We start from the raw sequence: 25,680 nt of genomic DNA, 5'->3' as shown, positions 1-25,680 counted from the left end.
TTTGATACATTAGTGAATGTTAACCCCGAACACTTGCTCAATCCTAAATCATTTTCCACTAGGGGATTTCCTTACATCAGATGAATATTTTACTTCTCGGATCAGGTGGACGTGAACACGCCTTCGCCTGGAAAATTTCTCAAAGCAAACACTGCGAAACGTTGTTTATAGCTCCTGGTAATGCCGGTACCTTACATCATGGACAAAATGTGGCGATCAAGGCCACCGATTTTGAGGCTATTAAAAAGTTTGTTTTAGAGAATGAAGTAAAAATGGTGATTGTTGGTCCTGAAGAGCCTTTGGTGAAAGGTATTCATGATTTTTTTCTGGCCGATAATCAAATTAAACACATTCCGGTAATTGGTCCGCAGCAGCTAGGTGCCACATTAGAAGGCAGTAAAGACTTCTCGAAGCAATTCATGATGCGTCATAACATCCCTACAGCTGCTTATGCGAGCTTTACCGCTGATCAGTTGCAAGAAGGATTGAATTATTTAGAAAACCATTCCTTACCAATTGTATTAAAAGCGGATGGTTTGGCTGCAGGCAAAGGTGTTTTGATATGCCAATCACGTGAAGAAGCCAAAGCAGAGTTAAAAGCGATGTTGGCTGATGCTAAATTTGGCGAAGCCAGTAAAACTGTTGTTATTGAAGCTTTTTTAAAAGGTATTGAACTTTCGGTATTTGTTTTAACCGATGGCCATAGTTATAAATTGCTTCCTTCAGCCAAAGATTATAAACGTATAGGCGAAGCGGATGCCGGATTGAACACAGGTGGTATGGGTTCTATTTCGCCGGTACCTTTTGCTCAAGGCGATTTTATGAAAAAAGTCGAAGAACGTATTGTGATTCCTACGGTTGAAGGTTTAAAAAAGGACAATATTCCTTACAAAGGCTTCATTTTTATTGGATTAATGAACGACAATGGCGATCCTTTTGTTGTTGAATATAATGTTCGCATGGGCGATCCGGAAACAGAAAGCGTATTACCTCGTATTAAATCAGATTTAGTTGATCTCTTATTAGGTGTTGCCAATGAAAAACTGCATGAGAAATCATATGAGGTAGACGAACGTACTGCAACAACGGTAATGCTGGTTTCAGGTGGTTACCCGGGCGATTATGAGAAAGGCAAAGAAATAACAGGATTGGAAAACATTGAAAACAGTTTAGTTTTCCATGCAGGCACCGAACTAAAAGATGGCAAGGTGGTTACTGCCGGCGGTCGGGTAATTGCTGTAACAACTCTTGGTAAGGACATGGAAAGTGCATTGGCATTTTCTAATTCGAATGCTGCAAAAATACAATACGAAGGCAAATACTACAGAAAAGACATTGGTTTTGACCTAAAATAGAATCAACATCTTTACCTGAAACGGGCAGCTTTTAATGTTAAAAAGATGCTCGTTTTTTTTTGAGCATATTGTACCGTAGAGTGAAATATTGATTTCGATATATCGATCATCTTCAGTAAATTATGGCCACTTTAAGCCTATGAACATGAAACCTTACTTCTATTTGATATTACTGAGCGTTTTTTGTGTTTCATGCCTTAATGAACTTAAGCTCATTAAGGTAAATGGCCATGACCCTATTCCATATGAATTTAGTTCCTCCTCTTTTAGAACTCCAGATAATAACCACCTTTCTCTAATTGTTGATGAAAATTCAATTGGAAGTCAACCTCTAACATCTGATAAGAGCGAAGTAGGATTGCCTGAAAAAAATAATTCAATTAAAATTCTTTCCCAGGTATTCCATCAGAACAATAGTCATAAAGTTATTAGCAAAGCGCAGCCAAAACCTATGGAAAAAATCTCAACAAAGAAAGCTGAGCGAATAGTTAAAAAAGCTGCTGCTCCACCAGCAAGCAAAACAAATGTTATTGTTGGATCAATCTTAAGCGTTGTAGGGGTTATTTTCATTATTGGAGGGGTTGCATCTTTATTTAGCGGAACAGCAGGAATTGCACTTGTGGTATTAGGCGTAATCTTTTCCCTAATAGGAGCCGTTCTAGTTTTCAAAGGAGCTTCGTCCAGAAAAAAATAATTTCAAGCAGATACTTTGCTATTTAACTAATATCTTGAAGCTCAAATTAAATCATCTAAAAAACAATTATGAAATCATTTTTACGAGCCTTACCCAAAAAATGGATATGTGCATTGGTGGCTATTACAATGCTGAGTTCTTGCGCTAATGAACTTAAACTGGTAAAAATTAACAACGAAGATCCTGTTTATGTAAAAAAACACGATCTGAAAAAAAGTACTGAAAATGTAGTGGCAGCGGTTTCAGATGCCAAACTAACCAATGAGGTGACTTTGGCCAATATGACTACCGAGCTTACAAATAAAGCGCAATTAACCGAAACGCCTGATGCCTCAAGTGCAGTATTCGTTTCAACCCAAACAACACCCTCTGTGTCATCTGAAACGAAAACAATGTGTCAGTTGGTAAAAGAAAAAATGGCTGAAAACGCTGTAATTTCTGCCTTGCCGGCTAAGGCACAACAAAAAATGGAAAATTTTGTAGTGAAAAGAGTAGCGAAGATTGAAGCCAAACACAAAGCTAAAGCAGCAGCTGCAGCCCCTGCAATTATCAATCGGGAATTTACGATCGGTTTAATTATACTTCTGGCCGGTATTTTACTAACAGCAGTTGTTGACGGGACCTTGGGAGGAATTGTATCGGTGGTTGGTGTCGTACTAATGGTTATCGGATTAATCCATGGGGTTTAATCCAGTTTAAGCTTTCATAAAAAATGCGAAGCTCAATTTTGTAAGCTTCGCATTTTTTATAATTCTATCACTAAAGCAGTTTCTGATATGTTCTCCACCATCGATCCGGCACTTCGCCATTACTTGCCATCTGATAATCATTATAACTACAAGGGACCAAGTAATAACGTTCATTTTTAGACCGTAAATTAGGATAGGGCACCTGCATCCACCATCGATCTGTCTTAGGGCTCTTATAAAAAACCACCTCGTGACCATTATCGCGTAAAAATGCCCTGTACTTGGTCATTTCTTCAGTAGGATTAAATGGATAATCTTTCTTACGATTATAAAACCCATCAATAAAACACCAAATCATTTGAGCCAATAAATGAGCGGTTTGTCCATGACGGTCATATTGCGGGTTCATTTCATAAAACCCAATCGAAAGCAACTTATCGCTCATGCCTGCATATCGGCACAGCTGACAGGCTTCCTCCCCATAAAGCCCGTTCGGACCGGCGTTGGCATTGCCTGGTGCATTCGATTGACGAATGGCTGAACAATCGAAACTCAGCATATTGGCATTGCGAATAACGGGCTCCATTTCCTGAACCTGTTGCGTAACCTCGCCCAAGCGATGTGTGTCGAAATACATTTTATCCATCAACTTCAGGCTGTTTTGACTGGCAAAATAGGTTTGATAGCCAATGTTGCTAAAATTGAATAAGTTGTTCGGTTGATGAAGGATTATTTTATTGAGATAAGAAGTTGAGGTAAGATCTGAATCTTCATCCTCTTCATTCAGATCGAAATGATCATCGATTACAACAAGGTCGACGCGCTGTTCCAGATCTTCATACGCCAGATATTGAGGAAATGTAAGATCTTGTCCGCCGCCAATAATAATAGGAAGAATGTCGGCTTTCATCAACTCTGAGCAAACTATTCGTAAAGCGATATAGGTATCGCGAGCACTTTCTCCGGCACGGATATTTCCTAAATCGACCATTTTACTCTGAAAACTACCTTCACATAATTTATAAAGATATTCACGAACAGCATCAGGTGCTTGTGCACAACCTTCATTATTGATGGCATTTCTATCATCTTCCACACCAACAATTGCAAGGTTAATTCCTTCCATTTCAGGGAATTTATCTTCCTCTTTAAACGTCGTAATAATGGCCCCTAATTGATGTTCAGAATAACCTTTATCAGGTTTAATTTTAGTTAGGTTTACGGGAGAAAGAAAATCAGAAAGGTTCATCACAGGTTTGGTTTTACAGCACCAAAATAACAAAGGAAATGTGAAAAGAAGAAAAACTATTTATCTCTACATCGGTAGCAGGCTGATTAACTGTAAAATACGAAAAGAACCTTAATGCCTTGCAGTCTTCGACCATTGAAATGGACAACATTTACTATTTTGCAAAAGATTTCATCTAAACGGTTAATTATGATTCTTGTTACCGGAGCAACCGGGTTTTTAGGTTCCCAATTGGTGTTCGATCTTGTCAGTTCGGGCAAAATGGTTCGAGCGCTGAAGCGAAGTTCTTCAAAAATTCCTCAATGTTTAGCTAACCTATCAGGCATTGAATGGGTTAATGGTGACGTGCTTGATTATTATTCATTGGAAGATGCATTAAAAGGCATCAGGCAAGTATATCATTGTGCTGCCAAAGTAACATTAAATTCAAAATTTAAAGGGGAGTTGTACCGAACAAACATTGAAGGTACGGCTAATTTGGTAAATGCATGTTTGGCGGCTTCCGTTGAAAAGCTAGTACATGCCAGTTCAATTGCGGCTATCGGCATTGGCAAACCTGGGGAATTGATCACCGAAAATCATAAATTCGAATACTCTCCAGTAAATTCGGCTTACGCCATAAGCAAATATGAATCAGAAAATGAGGTTTGGCGTGGTATGGCCGAAGGACTGAATGCTGTGATCGTTAATCCTACCATTATTATTGGGAAAGAGAATTGGACTGAAGGAAGTGGGCGGCTTTTTGGGAAAGTACGTGATGGATTGAACGTTTATCCTTTAGGAGGTTGTGGCTTTGTGGATGTTCGTGATGTGAGTAAAAGCATGATCATGCTGATGGAAAGCACTATTGCAAACGAGCGATTTATAGTGAATAGCGAGAATCTGCCTTATAAACAGTTATTCGATTTAATTGCAGATGAGTTGGGTAAAACTAAACCCAAAATCGCTATAAGGAAATGGCACTTGGAATTGGGTTGGCGAATTGCAAAATTGTTCTCATTCTTAAATGGCAAAGACCCTGCGCTAACTCGCGATACGGCTTCATCGGCCCCGGTATTGCAATATTACGATGCAAATAAATTGAGTGCAGTTATTCCATTCAATCCCATTTCAATTGATAAAAGCATTAAAGAGATTTGTGCCAGGAAGAACAGAAGCTGAAAGAATAAGCTAAAATTATTCATCAAACTATTCTCCATTAACTAATAACTACTCGTAAAATTGTAGATTTGTAAAAAAAGACAGCGATATTTGACAACTTAATAATAGATCCATTAAATCTTTGAAAATTGCTTCGCAACCGCTACATAATTGACTTCGACAGTACCTTTACCCAGGTAGAAGCTCTGGATGAGCTTGTTAAAATTTCGTTAAAGAATAATCCTGATCGCGATATAGTTTTAAAGCAGATTGAAGATTATACTGCAGCTGCAATGGATGGCAGAATGAGTTTTACCGACAGCCTGCGCGAACGTGTAAAACTGTTGAATGCCGATAAAAAGCACCTTTCCGAACTGGTTAAAGTGCTGCGCAAAAAAATATCCGATTCATTTTCCCGCAATAAAAAGTTCTTCGAAAAAAATGCCGATGATGTTTTCATCGTTTCCGGCGGTTTCAAAGAATTTATTACTCCGGTAGTTTCGACTTATAAAATCAAACCTGAAAACGTTTACGCGAACACGTTTGAATACGATGAAAACGGAAGCATCATCGGTTATGATACAACTAATCCGCTTTCAAGTGAAGGTGGTAAAGTAAAATTACTTCGTGAACTAAACTGGGAAGGCGACTTATACGGCATCGGCGATGGTTATTCAGATTTCCAGTTAAAAGAATCAGGCTTGATAAAGAAGTTTTTTGCTTTTACAGAGAACATTGAACGTGCCAGCGTTGTAAAAAATGCTGATCACATTTTGCCAAGTTTTGATGAGTTCTTATACCTGAACAATCTGCCTATGGCAATTTCATATCCGAAAAACCGGATACTTTGTCTGGCCGTAGGAGATGTGAGCGATACAACATTAAAACTGTTGAAAAAAGACGGGCTTTCTATTCGTCATAAATCTTCTTTTGAAGATAAGTACATTAAAGATGTGGGTATGCTTGTTTTAGGAGTAGGAGAAAAAATTTCAGCTTCGAAACTAAAAGGAGCAATACGTTTAAAAACCATTGGTTACTTTGGCGACAGTTCTCATCATCTTGATCTGGATTTATGTACCGACATGGGAATCGTCGTGTTTGATGATCCTAAGCACAAGGTTGATAATGTGCTGTTCATTGCTAACCGTATGATGGATTTTATTAACCGTGGTTCAACCAAAAACAGCGTTAACTTTCCGGGTTTAAAGCTGAATACGGAAGCAAACGCTCACCGGTTGATCCATATTCATAAAAATGTACCAGGTATTTTAGCCAAAATTAATAACGTAATGGCAGAGCACGGCATCAATATATTGGGTCAATACCTTAAAACCAATAAAAAAATAGGCTACTCAATAACTGATGTCGACACTGAATACGACAAAGCGGTAATCAAAAAGCTCAAGGAAATTGAGCATACCATTAAGTTCAGGTTGCTGTATTGATTAGATAAAAGAATTAAGACAAATGAAAAAAGACCGATGATTTTTAGATCATTGGTCTTTTTTCATTTTACTCAGCCATAAATAAACCGACCAAATCATCGTGATCAAAAAAACGATGAGAATAGGAGTATAATACTGACTGAAAAAATTATGGAAATAACTGCCAATAAAAATATAAGCCATGGCTATGCAAAGTTTCAACACAATGAATTCAGCATTGGACCAGCTTGTTTTGATTTTGAAAAAGTTCATCTGCTTAAGTGTAAACTGTGTCGATTATTGTATAGCGACATCGGTATTCTTTATTAATTTATAGCTATTGCTCTCAATTTCGTTTATAAACCTTTCTTGTTTAATTTTTACGTGCGGTTCCGATCATCTCCAACACAAATTTCTTTGATTTTTCGATTTCAGGGTGCATTTCGCGGTCTTCTGTGATAAAGGCTACCTGTTTACGGTAATCGGTTAATAGTTTATCTATGAACGTAGATGAACGCAACGGTTTACGTAATTCTAGGGCTTGCGTAGCGTTTAACCATTCGATGCCTAATATGGAGGTTAAATTTTGTACCACTTTCAATGCTTTTACAGCTCCGTTGGCACCCATGCTCACATGGTCTTCTTGTCCGTTTGATGAAACAATAGAATCAACAGAAGCTGGCGTACACAATTGTTTATTTTGGCTTGCAATTGAAGCAGCTGTATACTGCGGAATCATTAAACCTGAATTCAAACCGGGCTTTGCCACTAAAAACGCTGGCAACTTACGCTGACCTGAAATTAACTGATAGGTTCTTCGTTCTGAAATGCTGCCTAATTCAGCTAAGGCGATACACAAAAAATCAAGTGCTAAGGCCAATGGTTGTCCGTGGAAGTTGCCCCCTGAAAGAATCAGATCCTGATCAGGAAATACGTTCGGATTATCAGTTACCGCGTTGATTTCTGTTAGGAAAACCCATTCTACGTAATTCATCGCATCTTTTGAAGCGCCGTGCACTTGCGGCACACAACGGAATGAATAAGGATCCTGAGTTTGCTTTCCAGGCTGATTAATGAGCTCGCTGCCTTCAAGCAATTCGGAAATGAATTTAGCCGTTTGAATTTGTCCGTTATGCGGACGGATAAGGTGGATTAATTCGTTGAAAGGATCAATACGGCAATCAAAGGCATCAATGGATGCTGCAGCAATAACATCAGCTGCGATGGAGAGCTTTTTAGCGTTTAATAAACAATAAACACCGTAAGCACTCATGAACTGTGTACCGTTAATTAAGGCCAGGCCTTCCTTAGCCTTCATGTGCAAGGGTTGCCAAGCTTTTTTCTCAAGTAAAGCTGCTGCACTTTGCTTTCTTCCTTCAAAATACACTTCTCCCAAGCCTAAAAGCGGCAATGAAAGATGCGCCAAAGGAGCTAAGTCGCCTGAAGCGCCTAATGAGCCTTGCGTATATACGACAGGTAAAATATCGTTGTTATAGAATTCAATTAGCCGGTTAAGGGTTGATAAACGAATGGCTGAATGCCCATAACTCAACGATTGAATTTTAAGGAACAACATCAGTTTCACGATTTCCTGAGGAACTTCTTCGCCGGTTCCACAAGCATGTGATTTTAAAAGATTATGTTGTAAGGTTTCCAGATCGGCATCGTCAATTTTCACATTCTGCAATGAACCAAATCCGGTATTGATTCCATAAACAGGATCGCCGCCTTTTTTGAGTTTGCCATCCAAATACTCACAGCATTTGTTTACGGCGACAATCGATTCCTCAGAAAGTTCAAGCGTATAATTGTTAACGATAAGTTCGTTGATAATTTCAAGTGTTAGCGGTTTTGCGCTAATTAAATGAATGCTCATAAGGTGGTTATAATAAAATTGGTGCGACAAAAATAACCTTTTTGTCATGAAAATGAGTCGCGATCATGAAAACAAAAAAGCCCGATTTAAACCGGGCCTATTCTATTTGCTAAAGCTATTTCAGTTTCGCAATGATCTCATCAATGTCCAATTGCTCCTGATCTCCGGAGTGCATATTTTTGAGTGTTAGTTTGCCGCTTTTCATCTCTTCATCGCCTATTAATACTACAAACGGAATGTTCTTCGCATCGGCGTATTTCATTTGCTTTTGAAGTTTTGCAGAAGCCGGATACAATTCTGAACTGATGCCTTCTTTACGGAGTTTAGCAACCACTGGCAATGCGTACTTTTCGGCAAGCTTGTCAAAATTGGTAATCAACACTTGAGTGGATACCGTTGCGCTATCAGGAAATAAATTCAATTCGAGCATTACGTCATAAATACGATCAGCTCCAAAAGAAATACCCGCTCCTGTAACGCCTTTCAGTCCAAACATGCCGGTAAGGTCATCGTAACGACCGCCGCCACCGATTGAACCCATTTGCACTTCATTTGATTTTACTTCGAAAATGGCTCCTGTATAATAGTTCAATCCACGAGCAAGCGTAATATCCAATTCTACCTTGGCATTATTAAGCTCAAAAGAAGACAAGTACTCAAAAATAGTTTCAATTTCTTCAATACCTTTTTTACCAATTTCAGAAGCGGCAAGTGCTTGTTTCATCACATCGAGCTTATCCGTATTGGTGCCGCTCAATTCAATAAAGGGACGAAGTTTTTCTATGTCTGTAGCAGTAAATCCTTTCTCAGCAAGTTCTTTGGTTACGCCATCATAACCGATTTTATCCAGTTTATCGATGGCTACCGTCATGTCAACAATCAGTTCAGGCTTGCCGATAATATCAGCAATACCGCTTAAAATTTTGCGGTTATTGATTTTGATGGTGAAATCTTTCAGGCCAAGATTCGAAAGCGCTTCATCATAAATGCAGATAAATTCAGCTTCATTCAATAAAGACTCTGAACCCACTACATCCACATCGCACTGATAAAACTCACGGTAACGGCCCTTCTGCGGACGATCCGCGCGCCAAACCGGCTGCACCTGGTAACGCTTAAATGGCATGGCAATATCGTTTTGATGCATCACCACGTAACGTGCAAACGGAACGGTGAGGTCATAACGCAAGGCTTTTTCAGAGATTTGAAACGTTACGAGTTTCGAGTTCCGTGCTGAAAGTTTTTGTTCATCAGCCTTTGCCAGGTAATCGCCCGAGTTTAATATTTTAAAGATCAACTGATCACCTTCTTCACCATACTTTCCGGTAAGAGTTGATAGGTTTTCCATCGTTGGGGTTTCAATAGGCTGATAGCCGAACTTGCGGAAAACAGTTTTAATGGTATCAAAAATATAAGTACGTCTTGCTACTTCAACAGGAGAAAAATCACGGGTTCCTTTAGGGATGCCTGGCTTCATTTGCGAATTAAAAAGGGTGAATGTTAAATAAATTGCGGGGCAAATTTACAATTTATTCTTTAGCAGCATCTTCATTCACAATTCCTAATTCAGTAGTGACAAATTGCTGGCAGGCTTGCTCCAATTGTTTGTATACGGCATCAAACATCGTGTTGTCAAACCAAGGGTCGGCTACCTCACAGTTGCGGCCAGGTAATGTTAAATTCAGAATCAGATCCACCTTTTCGCGGTCCTTTTCTGAACGCGCCTGAACCATAACATCGGCATAATTGGATTGATCCATCACCAATATCTTATCAAACGCATCAAAATCACCTGGATGGAATTGACGAGCGCGTAAATCCGAAATATCAGTTCCAAATTTTTTGGCAGTTAGCTGAGCAACTTTATGAGGAGGCTCTCCAATATGCCAGCTTCCGGTACCGCAAGAGTCGACTTGCCAGTCCAAATTACTTTTCTTTACCAAGTCTCTCATAATGCCTTCGGCCATTGGCGAACGGCAAATATTGCCCAAGCAAACCATCAATATCTTCATTCTTCAGGAAAAATTAAGTTTTACAAAAATAGCGTAAATGTATTCTCTCTCAGTTTTTTTCAACATATAATAACAACCTAACGTTGTTTCAGTTTAGTTTGATATCAAATTTTAAAATCAATTTCGACTTTGAGTTGCGTCACCATTATTCCACCGCTCGTTGCGGGCTTTTCATTACAATCGGGTTTAGCTTAGATAAGCCGGCGCAATTAATTATTTTTAACCTGAGTTCGGTGGTTGAAATATATGGCGCTGCTTCTACCGATATTAAAGCTCCGAAGAAGTGACAGGTATCAAATATGAATTAATGGTCGAGCTCAGGTTCTGATTCTTGTATCTTTTTACTACTTAAAACAATGAAAGCCATTATTATAACCCAGTCAGGGGCTCCTGAGGTTTTAAAAATTCAGGAACATGAAATTCCCTGGATAAAACCCAATGAGGTGTTGGTAAAAGTTAAAGCCGCCGGCGTGAACAGGCCCGATGCGGCTCAGCGTGCCGGACGTTATCCGGCGCCTGCAGGAGCTCCCTCCAACATTCCCGGCCTGGAGCTGGCAGGAGTAATTGAGGCAATTGGGAGCGAAGTGAATAATGTAAAAACAGGAGACTCTGTTTGCGCGCTGGTAGCAGGTGGTGCCTATGCCGAATATTGTGCTGTTCCGGCTGAATTATGCCTGCCGCTTCCTAAAGGATTAACTTATGTAGACGCAGCATCCTTACCCGAAACCTATTTTACGGTTTGGAGCAATGTATTTGATCGGGGTGGTTTAAAATCCGGCGAAACCTTGCTTGTGCATGGCGGAAGCAGTGGCATCGGCACCACTGCCATTCAACTGGCCAACGCATTCGGTAATCCGGTTTATGCAACAGCGGGCAGCAAAGAGAAATGTGATTTTTGTGAACAACTAGGTGCTGCGAAATGCATCAACTATAAGGATGAAGATTTTGTAGCTGTATTAAAAAGCTTGACAAACAACAAAGGCATCGACGTTATACTTGACATGGTGGGTGGCGAGTACATCAATAAAAACATCGATTTATTAGCCGAAGATGGCCGTTTAGTGTTTATCAACGCCATGAACGGCTTTAAAGCAGAAATAGATTTTTTAAAGGTAATGCAACGCCGTTTAATCATTACCGGGAGCACGCTAAGAGCAAGGCCGAATAGTTTTAAAGCTGAGATTGCCAAAAATCTTATTAAGCATGTTTGGCCATTATTTGAGTCAGGAAAACTAAAACCGGTGATTTATAAAACCTTTCCATTGGACCAAGCTGCAGAAGCTCATAGACTCATGGAAAGCAGCGAACATATGGGGAAAATTATGCTGGAGGTGTAATGTTTATTCATCTATTCCCAAAATAATTGGGGCTGTAAAAGTAAACTGTGTCAACTTTAAGATTAGTACTTCTATCTCCTACTTATAAATCTCATTTAACACATTAGCCAAATGGATACCTCCCATTAACAAACGCGAGTTTAATGCATCTACAAAATCATAATTGTAACGATAGCCATACTTTTTATCCTTTTCAGCGTATTTATAAATTTTGTTGCTCAAGTCATATGATTCCCAAATCCATTGAGCCGGATTGGTGCTGTTCCATGCTTGTAATTGTTCTCTGGTAGGGTGATCAATTGCGCTTGCATATTCGTTATAACTTAGCTTTTGAAATTCCACCAAATCGCTATCCCAAACACTATGGAGGTTGGTCGATTTGCCAAACCATTTTACTTTTATTTTATTTCCGCCTTCATCATCCGCATGGCCGCAATGCATAGGCTGGTGCACATCGGCAATAAGGTGAACTAAAAAACGCATAGCAAATACTTTTTTATCTTTTGAAAGATTCGGATTCTTTAAATCTGCAATCATCTTGTTAATCACACTGTAGGCGTTAGCCGTAGCGTCATTACGCATAATGCTACGTGCCTGCTCAAAGGTCGAAATGTTTTCGGGCAAATCGAAATAGTGCCAAACACTCGCGTATTTATAGCTGGGATCTGATTTAATAAAATCGGCCCAATTGCTACACATCGCCAGACTTTCTTTCCCTAGTATTTTTTGCACCGCTTTTTGGGCTTTCTTCGTCAAATGTCGGCTTGCAATTTCAGCAACAATGCGATGTCCGGTTGGGCCCCACGCGAAAGTGATTACAGGCTGAAGGATTAAGGTGAAAAGGCAGAAAGCTGAAAGCAATACAGTTTTTTTGGCAGATTTATGTTTCATACAAAATCAAAGAGAGGGGTAATATAAATAAAGCCTTCCATTTTTATGGAAGGCTTTAAAAAATTGAGGCTTTCAGCTTTTTACTAAATTTTTCCAACCATTGTTAATGGATCAACCCAAGCGTCGAATTCTTCAGGAGTAACATATCCTAATTCAACAGCCATTGCTTTAAGGGTTTTACCTTGCTTATGTGCCTTTTGAGCAATCTCTGCTGATTTATAGTAACCAATTTTGGTGTTCAATGAAGTTACCAGCATCAACGAGTTGTTCAAGTGCTGATCAATATTTTCTTTAATTGGCTCAATGCCCACTGCGCATTTATCGTTAAATGAAACACAAACATCACCAATTAAACGAGCTGAATGTAAGAAGTTGTAAATCATCATGGGTTTGAACACGTTCAGCTCAAAATGACCGTTAGCGCCGCCGATATTGATGGCAACATCATTGCCTAAAACCTGAGCAGCAACCATGGTCATTGCTTCACACTGAGTAGGGTTTACCTTACCCGGCATGATGGATGAACCTGGCTCGTTATCAGGAATGTGGATTTCTCCGATTCCGCAACGTGGACCAGATGACAGCATGCGAATGTCGTTACCTATTTTCATCAGGCTAACCGCAACAGTTTTCAAGGCGCCATGAGCTTCAACAATTGCATCGTGAGCAGCCAATGATTCAAATTTATTTTCAGCAGTAATGAACGGCAGTCCGGTAAGTGTTGCAATGTGTTTTGCTACATTTTCAGAATAGCCTTCCGGTGTGTTAATGCCGGTTCCAACGGCAGTTCCACCAAGCGCCAGCTCAGAAAGGTGAGCCAGAGTATTGTTGATCGCTTTTAAGCCATGGTTCAATTGTGATACATAACCCGAAAACTCCTGGCCTAAGGTTAATGGAGTAGCGTCCATAAAGTGAGTGCGGCCAATTTTTACGATGTGCTTAAACTCTTCTGATTTCTTGGCTAAAGTATCTCTTAATTTTTCAATGCCCGGAATGGTGGTTTCCAACAACATTTTGTAAGCAGCAATGTGCATCGCTGTTGGAAAGGTGTCGTTAGATGATTGTGATTTGTTCACATCATCATTCGGATTCAAGAATTTATCTTTATCGGTCAATGCTCCGCCTTGTAATACATGCCCGCGGTAAGCAATTACCTCGTTCATGTTCATGTTGCTTTGCGTACCCGAACCCGTTTGCCATACTACCAACGGGAATTGGTCGTCAAGTTTGCCTGTTAAAATTTCATCGCAAACGTTGCCTATTAATTCAGCTTTTTCTTTTGGTAAAACACCGGCATCGAAATTGGTTAGGGCAGCTGCTTTTTTCAAATAAGCAAATGCTTTAACGATCTCTTTAGGCATCTTGTTGATGTCTTGTGCGATCTGGAAATTTTCGATTGAACGCTGGGTTTGGGCGCCCCAAAATTTTTCGGCAGGAACCTGCACTTCGCCCATGGTGTCTTTTTCTATTCTGTATTCCATAATTATTGAAGTATTCGATGAGTTCAAAAAAATTATGCAAAGGTAAAGAAAGTTATAAGAATAAGTTTATTATGTAATGGTAACTGTGCAGGAACACTCGTTAAATTAGCCTTTAGTATTTATTCAATTAGTTAAGTGATTTTTTAATATTAAAATTCAGATTGAACTACAATAGATTGCGCCTATTCTTCAATAGTTACGTGCGCCCCTTGGGGAAGCACCTCCGAAGTTCCATACTTTTGAATAGATTCTCCAGCTGCAGGTGCCTGATCAGGATTGTTGGCTCATTTAACACTGGTATTTGCTTCGATTTTCCTTCTTGGAAAATTCTCAGTTACGAACTTAAAACCTCGCCATCAAAAAGTTTTTTATATTACAAATAGTTTATCCAATTCTTCAATCTTTCCAACCAGTCGTTGCCTGATGTTTTGTCTTTCAGAGCAAAACCATGCCCACCTCTTGGATACAAATGCATTTCAGCCGGCACTTTATTTTTAATACAGGCTTGGTAAAAACGAATACTGTTTTCTACTGGCACAACGGTATCATCACCAGCATGAACCAAAAACAGTGGCGGTGTTTTTTCCGATACCTGCAATTCATTTGAGAAGTAATTAATCCTCTCAGCGGTAGCCCTTGTACCTACCAAACGGTTCCTTGATGCCATGTGTGTTATGGTGCTGTCAAAACTTATAACCGGATACACTAATATGACAAAATCGGGACGAACAGAAGTGGTGTCCTTATTTGTTGAATCTGCATTTCGTTGAAAATGTGTGGCAGCCGTGGATGCCAAATGCCCTCCTGCCGAAAAGCCCATTATACCAATTCTATTTTTCCGTACACCCCATTGTTGCGCATTGGAACGTACCCATCTTATAGCTTGCTGTGCGTCCTGCAAAGGAGCCAAACTCTTATCAATATTGGTGCTATCATCAGGTAATCGATATTTTAATACAAATGCAGTAATCCCCCATCTGTTTAATTCTTCCGCAACTGTTGTCCCTTCCTTTTCAAACATTAAATTCCCATATCCACCACCTGGACAAATAATGATAGCTTTCCCATTTGGTTGTGCTGCTTTATAGACAGTAATGGATGGCACACTCACTTTTTTAATCTGAAAAGTATTATTCGTGAATGCAATTTCTTTGTTAGGGGCTGAAATTGAATTAGGCACTTCGTTTTCATACAAAAGCGTTTCTTTCAATCTTTGTGCACTGTTCTTTTGCTTCAGGCTGATATCTCCATTGGCGATATACTGCTTGATGATACTATCAGGTAAAACTTTACGCCACTCTTTATCAGTTGTTGGGAATGGGTGCCACTCACCAGGTGAAACCAATGCTTCACGGATATATTCTGTTGTAAAGGGTTTAAATAAATTCCGCTGCGCTAACTGTGCATGACCATAATTTGAACCGAACATGAGCACCAGTAGAATTCTAACTTTTGAAATCACTTTCATAAACTAATTATATTTATTTAAGAAGCTTTCCTTCTACAAGTATTTTTCCTATGTATAAGTTGTTAGGCTTATAGTCTTCAGGTGTCTTTGCTATTTTTTCTTTGTTTGACAAGATTGCGGTTTTATCAAAAGGTTCACATAAAGACCTGAACACTACCGTGTGCTTTTTATCTTCAAGACCATCAATAATAGTATAACCCATTCTTCGGTAGGTACAATATGAATCAAAGCGATAAATAGTATCTTTCACCACGCCGTCAATTTCCACTATTATACGTCCTAAATCAGGCCCCATAATATCAAAGAAGCCGAAAGCATGTCCCTTGAAACGAATAGCGATTGTTTCTCCTGATTTTCCAGCCTTTCCAACGAATGGAAGAAAATTGCCCAACTCAGAAAAAGAAGAATTTTCCTTTAAATCCATCAACTCCCAATTTGGGCTTAATGTTACATCCTTTATGTCAACCATTTGAGTGTGAACATAACAATCTGATACCATTGGCTTTGGAAGTTTGCTTTTGATTAAGGCATTTGCTTTGGTGGGAATCATTTTCTCAAATGATCTTTGCAAAACATTTTGATAAATAATATGCCCTGTTTCAGGATAAGGATGAACGCCATCAGGACTGAATACTTTTACACCATTCTGTTCCTTTACGTCAGCGGTCATAATGAGCCGTTGATTGTTTACCATCCTTGCTATTTCAAAACCAAAGTTGATACTTGGAATTCCATAATGATCGGCTACCTTTTCCATCTGTAATGCCGAATTAGGCAACAGTCCTTTTTGCTCAGTTTTCAGGAAATCGGCTTTGATCGTATAAACAAAACAAATAGCTGTATAGGGGTTAGCCTGCCTTATTTGTCGTACAATGCTCTCTATAGAACGGATGATTTTAGTCGAATCGGTTTTACTATCATTTACAGCGAACTCAATAAATACCAGATCTGGTTTATACTTTAATACATGTTCCTTGAGCCGAAATGCGCCAAAGTCAGAACCTGTTCCGTTAATGGCAGCGTTCACCTCCGAAAATTTGGCCTGTGGAAAACGCTCCTTGAACCAATTTCTAGAATAGACACGCCAACCTTCCTGTTTCGTGATGCTTCCTCCTAAATAAGCTACTTTCACAGAATCACCAAGCATTGCTTTTGAAAAAAAGTTTGGTAAGCCATTTCGAACAGAAAACTCTTTACATTCTTTATTCTCCTCTGCGATCTGTGCTACAACAAATTGGTTCATATGGATTAAACATAGGAACGTAAGAACAATGGTCCTTATCATTTTTTTTATTTTATATGTGCTTATTAATAATTAACCCTTGTATCCTCTTTAAAGATTGACTGTTCCATGTTTTTTAGAAGTCCAGTCAACAGGTGTAGCGGTCCAGAAGGGATCATTGGCTGGTAAGTAAAGATAAAATGCCTGTTTCTGTAAAGAACAGGCATTTTATTTAATGTCAATACTAGCAATGAAAAAGATTAATAACCAGGATTATTTGCCCATTTAACACCGGTATTTGCTTCAATTTCCCTTCTTGGAATAGGAAGTTTATTTACGAAAGCAGGAGCAGTTTGGCCGTTATCTTTCAGATAACCGTTGTATTTGTTCAAATACTCCACCAACTTACCAGTTCTCATCAATGTATTTAATCTGAATTCTTCACCATAAAGTTCTCTTGCTCGTTCAGCCAGGATCAAATCCATATCTACATCACCAGGTGTAACAAGCGTAGCCTGTGCTCTACCACGAATCACATTAATATCAGCAGCAGCTGATGCTAAGTCATTTTTCAGCATATAGGCTTCTGCACGCAACAAATAGGTTTCAGCCACACGCATAATGTACCAGTCTTTCCAGTTTCTTCCATTATCATTTTTACGTTTACTGGTTGCATCAGTAGCCATTCCCACTGGAACCGCTCTAACAAATTTCATGAAATGCGGAGATAAACGTGGCTCCCAAAGAGTATTCGTTGAAACATCAGCATTGGCTGGAGTAATTTGTTGTCCATAAAATGCGCTTGTTGGGTTGGTGTAATAATAATTACGTTGGATGTTGTATTGCGAATTACGAATATCCGTGTTAAAGCTACCTTTATAATTCCAGATGGCATTTGATGCATAATCTGTTACGATCAAGCCGGCAACCGGTCTTCCGCTTAAGGTATCCATCAGCCAGTTGGCTTTACCATCTTTATCTTTAGCTTGCCAAGGAATAGGGCCCCACCATCTGTCCATCACAAAGAATCCACCTTGGGCATGAACATCTGTATTGTCCCCCCCTTTTATAGTTGGATCCTGAGAGATGTTCCAAATAGCCTCTTTATTTCCTTCTTTCCAATTCATATTTCCTTCCTGGAACAAGTCCCAATACACATCGCCCCATGGCTTAGCTGCACCCTTGTAGGTGTAACCAGAGAAAGTAAAGCTCTTGTTAACACCAAAACGGGCATTCATCAAGTTACATTTGCCTCCATTGATAATCGCTGTAGCAGCAGCAATGGCGCCGTCATAATCTTTTAAACAAATATTGATTTCTGATAATAAATGATATGCTGCTTCACGCGGCGCTCTACCGCCCTTTAGCTGATCAATGGTTGGCATGTTTTGCGTAGCAAAATCCAGGTCGGCTTTACATTGCAGGTAAACATCTTTTTGGGGAGCTCTTACATAATCAAATTTTGGTGTTTTAGTTTCGTTCAATACCAAAGGTACATCGCCCCACATATTGGCCAGAAAATGGTAAGCAAATGCTCTTAGGAATTTGGCTTCACCTATAATGGCATTCTTATCAGCAGGCGATGTCCAAACGGCCTTTGGAGCTTCGGCTCTATCAATTATTATATTGGCTTGAGAAATAATGCCATAAAGTCGTCCCCACCATTTGCTGGCGAATGCGTTATCCGCGTTCATGGTAGCCCAGTTAAAATAGGGTTGTTTTTGGGCAGCTCCATTGCTTTCAATATTCGCTAAGTCCAGATCCGGCCCCAGCATATCATAATTCTCTTTTGCATCGGCGTTTGCATAGAAATTAGACCTGACAGTCAAATAAACATTTGCTAAGGCCGATTCAAACTGAGCCTTATTGGTATAAGAATTTTCAGGAGTATAAAAATCTTGTGGCACTTCCTCCAAAGGCTTATCGCAGGAGCTTACTACAAACGCTGCTGAAGCTATAAGGTAAAAAAATATCTTTTTCATTGAAATAGGTCTTAGAAGTTAAGGTTAAGGTTCATGGTTAAGGTACGTAACGATGGAATAGACGAAGTAGTTAAACCACTAGCGGTTGCTGCATCTAATCCAATCCAGTGCGGAGCATAGGTGCCTAAGTTATCAGCACTAACTGAAAGATTTACACCATTAACTCCATACTTTTTAAAGTATTTGGAAGCATCATAGCCGAAGGCAATTTTTTGCAGTTGAACAAAGCTTCTGTCATAATATTTAGGTGCAGTGGCTGCTGCTTTAGTCGCAAAACTTGGACGAGGGAACTCCGCATTAGGATTAGCAGGCGTCCAGTAATCATACACCGGGTGGTTCATAGCTCCGTTAGCAGCGTAAGGATCACTCTGCGGGGTATTGCTGCCGTTAATGAAATAGCCATTACCTCCCCAGTTGGAATTTAAATATACCAATAAGCTGAAATTGCTATAGCTGAAGGTGTTGGTTAAACTCCAACGGAAATTAGGATTGGAATCTCCTAAAAACACACGGTCTGCATCCGAAGTAATTTTACCGTCGCCATTTACATCCAACAATTTATAGGTACCAGGCTGAAAACCGGCCATAATGGTTCCATTGTCTTTGTCAGCCTGTTGCCACATCCCAATTACTTTGTAACCATACACGGTACTCATTGATTTTCCGATAAACTGGTTTGATGAAACAATATCATCTTCCACGCCATCACCGTTTCTGTCGCCCAGTAAATGCTGAAATTTGTTCCTGTTTAATGAAAATGCAACATTACTTGTCCAGTTGAACTTGTCTTTTTGGATATTTACTGTATTTAAATTCAATTCAATACCCTTATTTCTGATCTCACCGGCATTGGCAGTGATCTGAGAGAAACCGGATGACTGAGGGAGGATTAACGGAAAAGCAAGATTATGCGTTTTGGTTAAATAAGCATCTACTGAGCCGGAAATCCTGTTGTTTAACACCGAGAAATCAATACCGCCATTAAATCCCACTGTTGATTCCCATAGCAAATCATCATTACCTAAATTATTAATACCCTGGGTGTAGGTATAACCCGCATCGCCCTGGTAGTAGTAATAATTGTTTCCGATTTTAGGTAAAGTCTGATAAGGAGTTATCGTTTGATTACCATTGGAACCGTAAGAGCCACGCAATGCTAAGGAGTTAATAAATGAAACATTTTTCATGAAATTTTCATTCGAAATGGTCCAATTAGCTCCAACCGAACCGAAGTTGCCGTATTTGTGATTAGCCGCAAAAGCAGAATAACCATCACGACGGAAGGTACCGGTTACCGAATACTTTTGATTATAGTTATAAGTTAAACGTGCCATTTGGCCTAGCTGCTCTGATTGAGATGCCGAAGTGGATACACTTTGGGTAGCTCCTGCCTGTAAACGGTTGTACCCTAATTGATCATTATCAAAACCCTGCGCCGCAAGAGATTGTCCAATACTTGTGTTTTTCTGATCCGAATACAACAAGGTCAGGTCAATATTATGTAAACCGGCAATGGTTCTGTTGTACTTAACCATATGATCTAACAAGGTGGCATTTCCTCTTGAATAACTGTCTGAACCCTTGCCGTTTACGGCCATGCCATCATTGGTTAACTTGTTATAGAATGATCCACTTTCACCTGTGTTATTCGTTTTTGAATACGTAGCAGTATAAGTCAATCCTTCAACCCATGGAACTTTAACAGTGCCATATAAAATGGCATTTAAGTTATTACTCCGGCTATACGCTTGAGTTGGAATCATTAAGAAAGGATTAACAAAAGAAGTGGTGGTTTGAGGATTCAAGTTGTAGCTTCCATCAGCATTATACACATTGGCATAAGGACTGATTAAATAAGAACTGCTTCCGTTGTTGCCGGCATTGCCATAAACCCGGGCATCAGGATAATCACGGTAGCTGTAATATGATTTTATTCCTGTAGTTAGCCAATCAGTAACTTTTGATTCCAAATTTAAACGCAATGAGTATTGTTTAAACTTGTCGTTAACAATTACCCCTTTTTGGTCTGTCATGGTACCCGATAAGTAGTAACTCATCTTATCCGTTTTCTGCGACACGCTTAAGGAGGTTTTAGCGTTGCTACCAGCCTGGCGGAACAAACTATAAGGGTCGGCTAAAGTAGGCTGATGATCAGGAGTGGCATTATAATTAGCCTTTTCAATTGTCTGTAAATAATTTGAAGTTAGCTCCGTCGGCACTACTGTACCAGCGTCATTAAGAATGTCATTTAATCGCTGCATGTATCCTTGAGCATCGTACACCTTTAATCGATTCAGCTCACCAACGGTACCATAACTGGTGCTGAAATTAAACGAAGGCTTACCATTTACACTACTGCCTTTTTTAGATTCAATCAGGATAACCCCGTTTCCTGAACGTGAACCGTAAACCGCCGCTGCACTGGCATCTTTCAACACCGTAACACTTTCAATGTCAGCAGGTGCAAGATCAGCTATTGACCCGTTGAAAATAGTACCGTCTAATACTAGTAAAGGTGCGCCATTGCCGAATGTGCTGGTCCCCCTGATTGAAAAACCCGGAGCAGAACCGGCTTTATTGGCTTCGCCAACGTTCAACCCGGCAACCGTGCCCTTCAACGTTTCCATGATGTTATTCACGGGAACCTTGTCATAGGTTTTTAAATCGGCCGTTACAACTGCTCCTGTAATAGCCTGTTTCTTTTGGGTACCGTAACCCACAACCACTACATCAGCCAACTGATGTACATCTTCTTTCATTGTCACCATCAGCACTTTTCTTGTATCTGGGGTGATTTCGCGGGAAATAAACCCAATGCTCTTAAACACAAGGGTGGCATTTGGTTTTACCTTAATGGTAAATGCTCCCTGCTCATTGGTGGCCGTGCTATTGCTCGTCCCTTTTTCGATAATTGTAATCCCCGGTAAAGGAATACCCTTTTCATCTTGAACCGTTCCGGACATGGTCCTGACCGTGTTCTCCTGACCGTAGGCTACTACTGAAAAGAATAGCACAACGATTGTTGTTACTAATTGTAATGTTCTAGTCATACTTAAATTAATTGTTTTTAGGATATCGTAAATTAGGAAGAAAAACGAATAATGCAATCCTTTGCATAGGCTATTTATTAATTTCCGGGCCTGAAAACCAACCCTTTGATTTTTCTTTAATTATTTCTAACTATTAATTATAAAATCTTCATAATAATGTAGATTGTATTAAAAAACGCAAAAAAGATATTTTCTTTTTTAAAATAAGACAGGCCTGATTCCATTATTTTTTTGCAAAAAAGCAAACGAATGCGCAACAGTTTAAGCCACAGAAAAAGCTAAAACTTTTTTTGGGGGGGATAGTAGCCCATATGGACTAAATAAGGAAATAGAAACCTGTGTATGCCAAAAGAACATCGGTCTCACTATTAAAGGGCAAAGCCCACCATAACAGTGCAAACATTTGAGCAAAAAATTAAAATTAAAGAGGTTCTCATATGCTATTTTTAGGCAAACATTTGCACTTGCTGATAAGTCCTAATAGGTATTTATCAGCAAGAAGTGTTTGTACCATATACAAAGGTCTCTTTTAAAATTGAAGATGTATCTTTGTCTTCACACACACTACTAGTTATCATATAATTAATGAGCAAAAACAGAACTATTATTGATATAGCTACAGCCTTAGGGATTTCACCATCAACTGTTTCAAGGGCATTGAATGACCATCCAAGGATTAGTAATGAAACAAAAGAGAAGGTTAAAAAACTAGTTTTCGAGTTAGATTTTACATTAAATCCAATGGCTTCAAGTTTGAGAAGCAACAAAACTCAAACCATAGGAATGATAGTGCCTGGAATTTCCTATTATTTTCATGCAACTGTTTTAACAGTAGTTCAAAATTTACTTTGGAAGGAAGGATATCAGGTTATTATTTGCCAATCTAATGACTCACCAGAGGTGGAAAAAGAATTGGTCAATACATTGTACGCCTCCAGAGTGGTTGGTGTAATAGCTGCTACTACTTTACGCACTACTGATTTTTCACACTATGACATACTAACTCGAAACCAAATACCATTGGTGTTCTATGATCGGGTACCAGTTAACTATTATCCGGCTCAAATTGTTAAAGGGGATGATTATAAAGGCGGCTTCGAGGCAACTGAACATCTTATCCAATTAGGCTGTAAAAGTATAGCTCATATTTCCGGCCCTTTAACATGTAATCTTTACAAAGATCGTTATGCTGGATACATAGACGCTTTAAAAAAATACAAAATACCATATAGGCAAGACATAGTTTTCTTTCATGAATTATCGATGGACAATGCTGTAGAATCAATAAAGAAAATATTCAAAATGGAAACAAAGCCAGATGGAATTTTTACCGCAAATGATACCTCTGCAATTGGGGCGCTAATGGTGGCTCGTGAACTAGGAATTGAAGTTCCCAAAGAATTTAAGATTGTAGGTTATTCTAATGATCCCAGATCGTCCATCATATCACCCGGAATTACTACGATTGATCAACATCCTGATCTTATTGGTCAACAACTAGCTATTACTATACTTGATTTAATTAGAGGAGCTGAAACTAACCTTATAACTGAACCAATTATAACTCCAATTACATTAACAATAAGGGAATCATCAAAAGCGTAAATCAGATCCGATTGCTAGTAGACGTATCAATCTGTACGATAACGATTATCCAAATGAAAGTTTTTTAAGCCAGGCCTTATTCAAGAGCTTATGAAGCTTTTGAGATAAGAATTTGATAAAAAATTTCATTATCCGAACCAAAATGTTTTTTGCGCCATTTTATTAATCTGTAGCTGCGTATAAAACCGCACCATTTTCACTGGTGAAATAAAGCACACCTTTAGCTAAACAATAAATAAAGACTTTTTTACCCCATAAAAAAACCGTTGTGTGATAAAGCATTTATCACACAACGGTTTTTTTATTTTATCCTCAAATACGTTTTATCCAAATGGCTTGTCCTCCGGAAGCAATCAATTTTGTATCCAGCACGGTAGAAGCATCTACTTTTATTCTTTTGATGGAAACCTTTGTCCGAACTTTTGAATTGGAATCATCGTAATAAATACTTGCCTCATATTTTTTCCCTGGAGTTAAAAAGTTCAGAGGGACTTTCAACTCACGGGCATCATTGTTGGTGATGGTGCCAACAAACCATTCCTCACCCTTGCGACGGGCGACAGTTATATATTTTGCAATTTCTCCATTTAACACCTTTGTATCGTCCCATACAGTTGAGATTTTATCGAAGTACTCAAGTTCAGGTTCATCCTGCGAGTTTGAAGGAGCATCATACCAATACATAAACTGCAACGGGCTATAAAAAATGGTTGACAATGCCATTTGATGGCCGGATGTGGTCTTAAGGCTTCGTGGCGCCTGTGTGTTTTGCAAACTGGCTTTTAGTTCAGGTCGATGATAATAGCATATTGTATAATCTGCAGCACCAGCAATAAAACGTGTAAAGGGCAATGTTGCATTATGGGTAGCATCCGGCATTTCCTCGTTACCACGTATACCTTCCTGCGTCAGTAAATTAGGGTAGGTTCGGCTAAAACCAGTCGGCCTATATTCATCATGGATATCAACCATCAAATGATATTTTGCACATTTTTTTACTGCATCATGTAGCCAGGTGGTCCATTTGTGTGAACCTACTTCCACAAAACCGAACTTAACACCACGTACTCCCCATTTTTCAAATAGTGGAAGCAGTTCATCTAATTGCTGGTACAAGGCACGTTGGTTCACATAAAGAAATACACCGATGCCTCTATCATTGGCATAACGGATAACTTCCTGCAAGTCCAGGTCGCTTTTAGGATTACGGCGAGGGTCAACATTTACTTTTGTTGCATTGGAAGCTGTAACGTATTCATAGCCGTACCAGCCTGCATCAAAATGGATGTATTGCAAGTGGCGCTTTACTGCAAAATCTACCAATTCTTTTGACCCTTTCATGGAAAGAGTCATTTCACGCATTACTTTTCCTGGTTGTATCCACGAAGTATTATTGATTTCACAAGGAGGATTCAGGTTTAGCAACAAGTCATTATTTGCCAGTAATTCTCCGGCATGTTCTGCGGCCATAACTACCCTCCACGGTGTGGCAAATGGTGTAAAGAAATCTACAGGGTCATAAATAGCGCAACTGATGGTATTGGCTTTGTTGGGATTGAGTGTGAATTTTGTACGCGAGTAATTAACCATTGCTGCTTCGGATAGGCAGGCATACCTGCCATCTGCAAGTTGTAATACTAAAGGTCTTTCACTTTCATCGGGCCAGTTATTCAGTGGCAACAAACTATATGTACCCTGCGCCCTGTTGGTAAACCATGCCTTTACGCCTTCAGGCATAGTAAATTCTGTTAGCTCTTTTTTAATACTTATATCCATCCCACCCTGCGGATGTTCAGGAAATAAGTAACGGAAAGCTATACCTTCATTATAGGCTCTTACCTGTATTTGCAATTTTGATCTTTCGTTGTTGTTAAGCAATAGGGTGATGGTCATTTGTGCATAATGGTCTCGCACCATGCTTCGCTCTCCGTACGCAGGTTTCCATAGGGTATCTTGGTTTATAAGAGCTACGTCAGACAAGACCAACCCTTTTTCCCAGCCATTAACACCAAGTGCAGAGGAAAGTACTAAAGGTTTTTGCTGGTAATTAATTGCATAAGTGGGTTCACCTTCTTTTGATAAATTGAATGAAAAAACAAGTTTTCCATCCGGAGAACTAAGTTCTTTTGATTGCTGTGCAAATGTTGATACTGAGTATACAATAAAACAAAGTAGAAATGATATAATTTTTGACATATTTATAAT

Annotated in this window: 19 protein-coding genes; 7 read left to right on the top strand and 12 right to left on the bottom strand. The window is 39.3% G+C overall.

The genetic code is table 11. The features are described 5' to 3' along the window. Window positions 1-80: 80 nt before the first annotated feature. From purD to FN756_RS05780, 3 genes are all read left to right on the top strand, one after another. Window positions 81-1,355, top strand: coding sequence for a phosphoribosylamine--glycine ligase (gene purD / locus FN756_RS05790; RefSeq protein ID WP_142602299.1), 1,275 nt, complete (start codon window positions 81-83; stop codon window positions 1,353-1,355). A 145-nt stretch (window positions 1,356-1,500) separates the two neighbouring features. Beyond that, entirely contained in the window at window positions 1,501-2,049 is a 549-nt protein-coding gene (locus FN756_RS05785) for a phage holin family protein (RefSeq protein ID WP_142602297.1), read from the top strand. A gap of 68 nt (window positions 2,050-2,117) precedes the next feature. After that, entirely contained in the window at window positions 2,118-2,738 is a 621-nt protein-coding gene (locus FN756_RS05780) for a hypothetical protein (RefSeq protein ID WP_142602295.1), read from the top strand. Between the two features lie 70 nt (window positions 2,739-2,808). Here FN756_RS05780 and FN756_RS05775 read toward each other — a convergent pair whose 3' ends face one another. Continuing rightward, the gene (locus FN756_RS05775; protein WP_142602293.1) at window positions 2,809-3,987 is read right to left on the bottom strand and encodes a formimidoylglutamase; all 1,179 of its coding nucleotides are present in this window, start codon (window positions 3,985-3,987) and stop codon (window positions 2,809-2,811) included. Between the two features lie 114 nt (window positions 3,988-4,101). Between FN756_RS05775 and FN756_RS05770 the strand changes: the two genes are divergently transcribed. Next, entirely contained in the window at window positions 4,102-5,148 is a 1,047-nt protein-coding gene (locus FN756_RS05770) for an NAD-dependent epimerase/dehydratase family protein (RefSeq protein WP_246085434.1), read from the top strand. A gap of 128 nt (window positions 5,149-5,276) precedes the next feature. Next, complete coding sequence (locus FN756_RS05765) at window positions 5,277-6,572, top strand: HAD-IB family phosphatase (protein ID WP_142602291.1); 1,296 nt, start codon at window positions 5,277-5,279, stop codon at window positions 6,570-6,572. A gap of 48 nt (window positions 6,573-6,620) precedes the next feature. Here FN756_RS05765 and FN756_RS05760 read toward each other — a convergent pair whose 3' ends face one another. The 4 genes from FN756_RS05760 to FN756_RS05745 form a co-directional block, all read right to left on the bottom strand. Next, window positions 6,621-6,824 carry a hypothetical protein gene (locus FN756_RS05760; RefSeq protein ID WP_142602289.1) on the bottom strand — a complete coding sequence of 68 codons (204 nt, stop codon included), beginning with the start codon at window positions 6,822-6,824 and terminating at the stop codon, window positions 6,621-6,623. Window positions 6,825-6,924: 100 nt separating this feature from the next. Beyond that, on the bottom strand, window positions 6,925-8,427 hold the full coding sequence (gene hutH, locus FN756_RS05755) for a histidine ammonia-lyase (RefSeq protein WP_142602287.1): 1,503 nt from the start codon (window positions 8,425-8,427) through the stop codon (window positions 6,925-6,927). A gap of 115 nt (window positions 8,428-8,542) precedes the next feature. Then, window positions 8,543-9,904, bottom strand: coding sequence for a histidine--tRNA ligase (hisS, locus tag FN756_RS05750; protein ID WP_142602285.1), 1,362 nt, complete (start codon window positions 9,902-9,904; stop codon window positions 8,543-8,545). Between the two features lie 52 nt (window positions 9,905-9,956). Then, window positions 9,957-10,439: a low molecular weight protein-tyrosine-phosphatase gene (locus tag FN756_RS05745; protein ID WP_142602284.1), complete on the bottom strand. Its 483-nt coding sequence runs from the start codon at window positions 10,437-10,439 to the stop codon at window positions 9,957-9,959. Window positions 10,440-10,795: 356 nt separating this feature from the next. On the opposite strand from FN756_RS05745, the gene FN756_RS05740 reads away from it, so the two are divergent. Continuing rightward, on the top strand, window positions 10,796-11,776 hold the full coding sequence (locus FN756_RS05740; protein ID WP_142602282.1) for an NAD(P)H-quinone oxidoreductase: 981 nt from the start codon (window positions 10,796-10,798) through the stop codon (window positions 11,774-11,776). 78 nt (window positions 11,777-11,854) lie between these two features. On the opposite strand, the gene FN756_RS05735 is transcribed toward FN756_RS05740, so the two are convergent. The 6 genes from FN756_RS05735 to FN756_RS05710 form a co-directional block, all read right to left on the bottom strand. Then, window positions 11,855-12,667, bottom strand: coding sequence for a S1/P1 nuclease (locus FN756_RS05735; RefSeq protein WP_142602280.1), 813 nt, complete (start codon window positions 12,665-12,667; stop codon window positions 11,855-11,857). A gap of 83 nt (window positions 12,668-12,750) precedes the next feature. Next, the gene (gene fumC, locus FN756_RS05730; RefSeq protein ID WP_142602279.1) at window positions 12,751-14,148 is read right to left on the bottom strand and encodes a class II fumarate hydratase; all 1,398 of its coding nucleotides are present in this window, start codon (window positions 14,146-14,148) and stop codon (window positions 12,751-12,753) included. Between the two features lie 373 nt (window positions 14,149-14,521). Next, the gene (locus FN756_RS05725) at window positions 14,522-15,616 is read right to left on the bottom strand and encodes an alpha/beta hydrolase (RefSeq protein WP_221929027.1); all 1,095 of its coding nucleotides are present in this window, start codon (window positions 15,614-15,616) and stop codon (window positions 14,522-14,524) included. A gap of 13 nt (window positions 15,617-15,629) precedes the next feature. Next, window positions 15,630-16,859, bottom strand: coding sequence for an SGNH/GDSL hydrolase family protein (locus FN756_RS05720; RefSeq protein WP_185955194.1), 1,230 nt, complete (start codon window positions 16,857-16,859; stop codon window positions 15,630-15,632). A gap of 239 nt (window positions 16,860-17,098) precedes the next feature. Next, the gene (locus FN756_RS05715; protein WP_142602276.1) at window positions 17,099-18,820 is read right to left on the bottom strand and encodes a RagB/SusD family nutrient uptake outer membrane protein; all 1,722 of its coding nucleotides are present in this window, start codon (window positions 18,818-18,820) and stop codon (window positions 17,099-17,101) included. A gap of 11 nt (window positions 18,821-18,831) precedes the next feature. Next, complete coding sequence (locus FN756_RS05710; RefSeq protein ID WP_142602274.1) at window positions 18,832-21,870, bottom strand: SusC/RagA family TonB-linked outer membrane protein; 3,039 nt, start codon at window positions 21,868-21,870, stop codon at window positions 18,832-18,834. Window positions 21,871-22,455: 585 nt separating this feature from the next. On the opposite strand from FN756_RS05710, the gene FN756_RS05705 reads away from it, so the two are divergent. Beyond that, complete coding sequence (locus FN756_RS05705; RefSeq protein WP_142602272.1) at window positions 22,456-23,475, top strand: LacI family DNA-binding transcriptional regulator; 1,020 nt, start codon at window positions 22,456-22,458, stop codon at window positions 23,473-23,475. Between the two features lie 312 nt (window positions 23,476-23,787). Here FN756_RS05705 and FN756_RS05700 read toward each other — a convergent pair whose 3' ends face one another. Further along, the gene (locus tag FN756_RS05700) at window positions 23,788-25,671 is read right to left on the bottom strand and encodes a glycoside hydrolase family 97 protein (protein ID WP_142602270.1); all 1,884 of its coding nucleotides are present in this window, start codon (window positions 25,669-25,671) and stop codon (window positions 23,788-23,790) included. Window positions 25,672-25,680 lie beyond the last annotated feature (9 nt).

The organism is Solitalea koreensis (assembly GCF_900182575.1).
Classification (GTDB): Bacteria; Bacteroidota; Bacteroidia; order Sphingobacteriales; family Sphingobacteriaceae; genus Solitalea; species Solitalea koreensis.
The sequence above is the reverse complement of the archived record's forward strand: the minus strand, read 5'-3'. Positions and strand labels throughout refer to the sequence as shown.

Bases quoted from the DNA above. Each gene is read 5' to 3' on its own strand.
- purD (WP_142602299.1), top strand. From the start codon at position 81: ATGAATATTTTACTTCTCGGATCAGGTGGACGTGAACACGCCTTCGCC.
- FN756_RS05785 (WP_142602297.1), top strand. From the start codon at position 1,501: ATGAAACCTTACTTCTATTTGATATTACTGAGCGTTTTTTGTGTTTCA.
- FN756_RS05780 (WP_142602295.1), top strand. From the start codon at position 2,118: ATGAAATCATTTTTACGAGCCTTACCCAAAAAATGGATATGTGCATTG.
- FN756_RS05775 (WP_142602293.1), bottom strand. From the start codon at position 3,987: ATGAACCTTTCTGATTTTCTTTCTCCCGTAAACCTAACTAAAATTAAA.
- FN756_RS05770 (WP_246085434.1), top strand. From the start codon at position 4,102: ATGCCTTGCAGTCTTCGACCATTGAAATGGACAACATTTACTATTTTG.
- FN756_RS05760 (WP_142602289.1), bottom strand. From the start codon at position 6,824: ATGAACTTTTTCAAAATCAAAACAAGCTGGTCCAATGCTGAATTCATT.
- hutH (WP_142602287.1), bottom strand. From the start codon at position 8,427: ATGAGCATTCATTTAATTAGCGCAAAACCGCTAACACTTGAAATTATC.
- hisS (WP_142602285.1), bottom strand. From the start codon at position 9,904: ATGAAGCCAGGCATCCCTAAAGGAACCCGTGATTTTTCTCCTGTTGAA.
- FN756_RS05745 (WP_142602284.1), bottom strand. From the start codon at position 10,439: ATGAAGATATTGATGGTTTGCTTGGGCAATATTTGCCGTTCGCCAATG.
- FN756_RS05740 (WP_142602282.1), top strand. From the start codon at position 10,796: ATGAAAGCCATTATTATAACCCAGTCAGGGGCTCCTGAGGTTTTAAAA.
- FN756_RS05735 (WP_142602280.1), bottom strand. From the start codon at position 12,667: ATGAAACATAAATCTGCCAAAAAAACTGTATTGCTTTCAGCTTTCTGC.
- fumC (WP_142602279.1), bottom strand. From the start codon at position 14,148: ATGGAATACAGAATAGAAAAAGACACCATGGGCGAAGTGCAGGTTCCT.
- FN756_RS05725 (WP_221929027.1), bottom strand. From the start codon at position 15,616: ATGAAAGTGATTTCAAAAGTTAGAATTCTACTGGTGCTCATGTTCGGT.
- FN756_RS05720 (WP_185955194.1), bottom strand. From the start codon at position 16,859: ATGAACCAATTTGTTGTAGCACAGATCGCAGAGGAGAATAAAGAATGT.
- FN756_RS05715 (WP_142602276.1), bottom strand. From the start codon at position 18,820: ATGAAAAAGATATTTTTTTACCTTATAGCTTCAGCAGCGTTTGTAGTA.
- FN756_RS05710 (WP_142602274.1), bottom strand. From the start codon at position 21,870: ATGACTAGAACATTACAATTAGTAACAACAATCGTTGTGCTATTCTTT.
- FN756_RS05705 (WP_142602272.1), top strand. From the start codon at position 22,456: ATGAGCAAAAACAGAACTATTATTGATATAGCTACAGCCTTAGGGATT.
- FN756_RS05700 (WP_142602270.1), bottom strand. From the start codon at position 25,671: ATGTCAAAAATTATATCATTTCTACTTTGTTTTATTGTATACTCAGTA.